Origin of the sequence: Helicobacter pylori (genome assembly GCF_001998165.1) — a bacterium.
GTDB classification, from domain to species: Bacteria; Campylobacterota; Campylobacteria; order Campylobacterales; family Helicobacteraceae; genus Helicobacter; species Helicobacter pylori_DL.
Genome location: NZ_MTWR01000033.1, coordinates 2,498 through 7,289, shown reverse-complemented (window position 1 = coordinate 7,289; position 4,792 = coordinate 2,498). Strand labels below are relative to the sequence as shown.

At 38.6% G+C, this 4,792-nt stretch carries 5 protein-coding genes and 1 pseudogene; 5 read left to right on the top strand and 1 reads right to left on the bottom strand.

Annotation, left to right across the window (positions count from 1 at the left end):
* Positions 1-669: 669 nt before the first annotated feature.
* A complete protein-coding gene (locus BZK24_RS04650; RefSeq protein WP_001874283.1) occupies positions 670-1,020 on the top strand; it encodes a hypothetical protein in 351 nt (116 codons plus the stop codon).
* 11 nt (positions 1,021-1,031) lie between these two features.
* Positions 1,032-1,311, top strand: a pseudogene (gene vapD, locus BZK24_RS04645) (endoribonuclease VapD).
* Positions 1,312-1,506: 195 nt separating this feature from the next.
* On the opposite strand, the gene BZK24_RS04640 reads toward vapD, so the two are convergent.
* Positions 1,507-2,031 (bottom strand): acyl-CoA thioesterase, encoded by a 525-nt coding sequence (locus tag BZK24_RS04640; protein WP_001135604.1) that lies wholly within the window; start codon positions 2,029-2,031, stop codon positions 1,507-1,509.
* Positions 2,032-2,170: 139 nt separating this feature from the next.
* Between BZK24_RS04640 and BZK24_RS04635 the strand changes: the two genes are divergently transcribed.
* The 3 genes from BZK24_RS04635 to BZK24_RS04625 are packed head-to-tail and all read left to right on the top strand — an operon-like array spanning position 2,171 to position 4,753.
* Positions 2,171-3,013, top strand: coding sequence for an SDR family oxidoreductase (locus BZK24_RS04635; RefSeq protein ID WP_143424381.1), 843 nt, complete (start codon positions 2,171-2,173; stop codon positions 3,011-3,013).
* Positions 3,006-3,986 carry a FecCD family ABC transporter permease gene (locus BZK24_RS04630; protein WP_077656726.1) on the top strand — a complete coding sequence of 327 codons (981 nt, stop codon included), beginning with the start codon at positions 3,006-3,008 and terminating at the stop codon, positions 3,984-3,986. The genes BZK24_RS04635 and BZK24_RS04630 overlap by 8 nt, the downstream gene beginning before the upstream one ends.
* Positions 3,986-4,753: an ABC transporter ATP-binding protein gene (locus tag BZK24_RS04625; protein ID WP_077656725.1), complete on the top strand. Its 768-nt coding sequence runs from the start codon at positions 3,986-3,988 to the stop codon at positions 4,751-4,753. Before BZK24_RS04630 ends, BZK24_RS04625 begins: the two co-directional genes overlap by 1 nt.
* Positions 4,754-4,792: the final 39 nt, after the last annotated feature.

Here is a 4,792-nt window from a genome sequence, read left to right as displayed (position 1 = left end):
TAGCGTGTATTTGAATTATGTGTTCGCTTACTAAAAGCTCACATTGAACCCCTTTGTGAAACCCCCTTTTTAAGGGGTTTCTTTTGAAGCCTTTTTTTTTGGAGGGGTTTAATTTTTTTGAAGCCTTTGTTTTTGAATTCTCTTTTTAATGGGTTTCTTTTTTAAACTCTTTGTTTTGAACTCCTTTTTTTGAACTTTCTTTTTTTGAACTTTCTTTTTGTTTTGAACCCTTTCTTTTTTTAACCCTCTTTTTTGGGGGGGGGTTTGATGAAAAAATCCTTTTTAGTGTTTTTAGTGATTAGTTAGTGGGAAACTTGGCGTTAATTCAAGCGGTAATCTCTTAAAAAAGCGCTTCTTTTTGGGGGTTTAGTGGGGCTAAAAGGGGGAGAATGGTTTCAAATGCTTCCTATCTTTTTAAGAGAATAAAACAAAACTCAATAAAATGAATTTTATTATAAAATCAAATCTAAAACAATTATTTTTCACTCACAAAACTTTTAAATTTTTAAACTTTTTTAAAATTTTTTACTAACAGATCTTTTGATCTTTTCACTGATTTTTCAATCCGCTTTTTAATCTTTAAGTTTTTAGTTTTCTAGCCTTTTTAATACCGCTCTATCGCTTGCGCTATAATGAACTGATCTTATATTTTTAATAAAGGAATAAAGCATGCCAAACACCACCAACAAAGATTACACAAAATACAGCCAAAGACAGCTTTTTAATCTCATGAATAAAAAAGAACAAGAAATTGAAAAGCTAAAAAGGGATAGGGCGTATCTTGAAAAGAAAATGGCTAAAGAGCTAGAAAAAAAAGATAAAGGTTTCACTATCAAGTTAGAAGAATTGAATAAAATCTTACAAGAGATCAACAAAAGAGCTAATGATTGTTGCTTTGGTCATGAAACCCCAAATATTGAAACGCAACAAGCCATGAGAGATGCGTTAAATGGGGTTAATCTCACTCAAATTGATAGTTTAGATGATCTTACAAACGAGTTAAAAAGAGAAAAAAGATAAAGGTTTTGAAAATGTATGCTCTAGCGTTTGATTTAAAGATTGAGATTTTAAAAAAAATACAAAAGAACCTTACAAGCCTATGATGATTTAAGGCAAGAATTAGAGCTATTAGGGTTTGAAAACACTCAAGGGAGCGTTTATGTTAATTATTCTAAAGAAAACACTCTGGTGCAAGTCTATAAAGCGATCAATAAACTCTCTCAAATTGAGTGGTTTAAAAAGTCTGTTAGGGATATTAGAGTGTTTAAGGTAGAGGACTTTAGCGATTTTACTGAGATTGTGAAATCCTAGTGTTTAGCCAAATTTTTAAAATTTTTGGCACTTATAGAGTGGAAAGCAACGCTTTTTTATGATTCATGTAGTCATAGCAAGCTGTTTTAATCCACCCACACAATTTATAACGCTTAAACCAAATTGCTCAAACCAACTACCCCTCTTTTTAGGGATAAATTTAGGGTTAAAACACCGCTCACGCTTTTTTATTTTTTAAATATTCTCGTGTTTCCCGCTTTTCAAATACCCTCGTGTGCGCATTTCTTTACGCTTCAAAGCCCCTTCATAACGGCGGATTTCAACCTCTGTTTTAGGCTCGTATTTAGGCATGGGGGTGGGTTTGCCATTTTCTACAGCCACCATCGTGAAATAGCATGAATTGGTGTGCGTGATTTCACGAGTTTTAATGTCTTCGCTCAAAACCTTAATGCCCACTTCGCACGAAGTGTTGCCCACATAATTGATGCTGGCTAAAAAAGTGAGCAAATTCCCTACAGGAATGGGGTATTTAAAAGTAACCCCATCCACGCTTAAAGTGACCGTTCCTTTAGCGCAATAACGAGTCGAACACACATAAGCGACTTTATCCAACAAATTCAATAATTCCCCCCCATGCATGACATTGTTGAAATTAGCGGTTGTAGGCACGACTAAATAGCTCATCAATAATTTAGTGCGATCCGCTGTGTCTATAGTAAAATCAAAATGATTGGAATGCGATGATTGTATTTGAGGCATTGCTTCTCCTTAATTAAAATTAGTGTTAAAAACGTTTTTTGTAAAAAACATTCCAAGAACTATATATTAGTAAAAATTAAGTAATATTAAGTGAATATTAGAGGCATTAGAAAAATAATAAGAGGGTTAGCGTTAGATAATGGGCGAGAAAAAAGAAAGCCAAAAGGTGGCAATTATCACTGGGGCGAGTTCTGGGATTGGGTTAGAGTGCGCGTTAATGCTGTTAGATCAAGGGTATAAGGTCTATGCGCTCTCTAGGCGCGCGACTTTGTGCGTAGCCTTAAACCATGCGTTGTGCGAGTGCGTTGATATTGATGTGAGCGATTCTAACGCTTTAAAGGAAGTGTTTTTAAACATCAGCGCTAAAGAAGATCATTGCGATGTTTTGATCAATTCCGCTGGTTATGGGGTGTTTGGGAGCGTGGAAGACACGCCCATTGAAGAGGTTAAAAAGCAATTTAGCGTGAATTTTTTCGCCCTTTGTGAAGTGGTGCAGTTTTGTTTGCCCTTATTAAAAAACAAGCCTTATTCTAAGATTTTTAACCTTTCTTCCATAGCGGGGCGTGTGAGCATGCTCTTTTTAGGCCATTACAGCGCGAGTAAGCATGCCCTAGAAGCTTATAGCGATGCCTTGCGTTTAGAGCTTAAACCCTTTAACGTTCAAGTGTGTTTGATTGAGCCAGGCCCGGTGAAAAGCAATTGGGAAAAAACCGCTTTTGAAAACGATGAGCGGAAAGATAGCGTTTATGCGTTGGAAGTGAATACGGCTAAAAGCTTTTATTCTGGCGTGTATCAAAACGCCCTAAGCCCTAAAGTCGTGGCGCAAAAAATCGTTTTTCTTAGTATGAGTCAAAAAATCAAGGCCCGCTATTTGATCGGTTTAAAAACCCAATTGTTGTTGGCGTTGTATCGAATCCTCCCGAGTAGCTGGTATGATTCTTTGTTCAGATTAATTGTTCTTAAAAGGAAGCGTGATGCTTAAAACCTATCATATTGCATTAGCTTGCGTGATTTTAGCGGTGGTGGTGTTGTTGTTTGGAGGGGAGTCCTTGAGTTTGGAAGAATGGCAAGAAGTGTGCCTGAATGTGAAAAACCACTTTTTGCACAATGAAGAACTGAGCTCTTTAAGTGTTATTATTTTAGAAATACGATTACCACGAGTGATTTTAGCGCTTTTAGTGGGGGCGAGTTTGTCCGGGAGTGGGGTGGTGATGCAAACGATTTTTAGAAACCCCTTAGTCGATCCCTTTTTATTAGGGATTTCTAGTGGAGCGATGCTAGGCGTGGCGATGGCGATAGCGGTGGTGGAGTCTAACATTGCGATTTTAGCGTTTTTTGGGGCGATTTTAGCCAGCCTTGCTGTTTTGGCGATGAATAGGGTTTTGGGTAATTCCGTCCTTTCGTTGGTGCTTTCAGGGGTGGTGTTGAGCGCGTTTTTAAGCGCACTAGCTGGGGCGATAAAATTCTTTGTGATCCCCCAAAAAGCGCAAGCGATTGTCGTGTGGCTTTTAGGGAGCTTGTCTTTAAGCAGTTATAAGGATTGTTTGATCGCTTTCATAGGGCTATCTTTGGGCTTTATCCCTCTCTTTTTGTTAAGGTGGCGCATCAATTTATTGAGCTTGAGCGATGTGCAAAGTTTGAGTTTGGGGATTAATCCGGTGCTGTTGCGATCGCTTTGTTTGGTGTGCGTGAGCGTTGCGAGCGCTTTAGCGGTGAGCGTGTCCGGCACGATCGGCTGGATTGGGTTAGTGATCCCGCATGTGGCGAGGTTGTTTTTTGGGGCGAATTTACAAAAATTGCTTTTAAGCTCTTTGTTAATGGGGGCGTTTTTCTTGCTTTTAGCGGATGTGGTGGCTAAAACCATTACCCCCTATGATTTACCGGTAGGCATTGCGACAAGCGTTTTAGGAGCGCCTTTTTTCCTATGGCTTTTATTCAGGACTAGGGGGGTGTGATGGTCTTAGAAGTTAAAAACCTGTCCTTTAAATATTCTCAAAAACTCATTTTAGACAAGTTGAGTTTTAGCGTGCCAAAAAACAGCATCACAAGCATTTTAGCGCCTAATGGCTCGGGTAAAACCACGCTTTTAAAATGCCTTTTAGGGCTTTTGAAGCCTTTAGAAGAAACCGAAATCAAGGCGTGTAACAAAGATATTTTACCCTTAAAGCCTTATGAAAAAGCCAAATTGATCGCTTATATCCCTCAAGTGGAATATTATGCGTTCAATTTCAGCGTGTTGGATTTTGTTTTAATGGGGAAAGCGACGCATTTGAATCTATTCGCTATGCCTAAAGCTAAGCACATTAAAGAAGCCACGAGCGTTTTAGAGCGCTTGGATTTAGAATCCTTAAAAGATCAAGGCATTAACGATTTGTCCGGCGGTCAAAGGCAAATGGTGCTTTTAGCCAGAAGCTTGTTGCAAAGAACGCCCTTATTGTTACTGGATGAGCCTACGAGCGCGTTAGATTTAAAAAACCAAGCCCTTTTTTTTGATGCGATTAAAGATGAGATGAAAAAGCGAGAATTGAGCGTTTTAGTCAATATCCATGATCCCAATTTGGTTGCCAGGCACTCCACGCATGTGGTCATGCTCAAAGATAAAAAACTTTTTTTGCAAGCTTCCACGCCAATCGCTATGACTTCGCACAATTTAAGCATGCTTTATGACACGCCTTTAGAAGCGATCTGGCATGATGATAAGCTTGTAGTGTATGCGTTGTAGGGTTTGAAAATAAGGGATTTTGAGTTATAATGTTTCGCT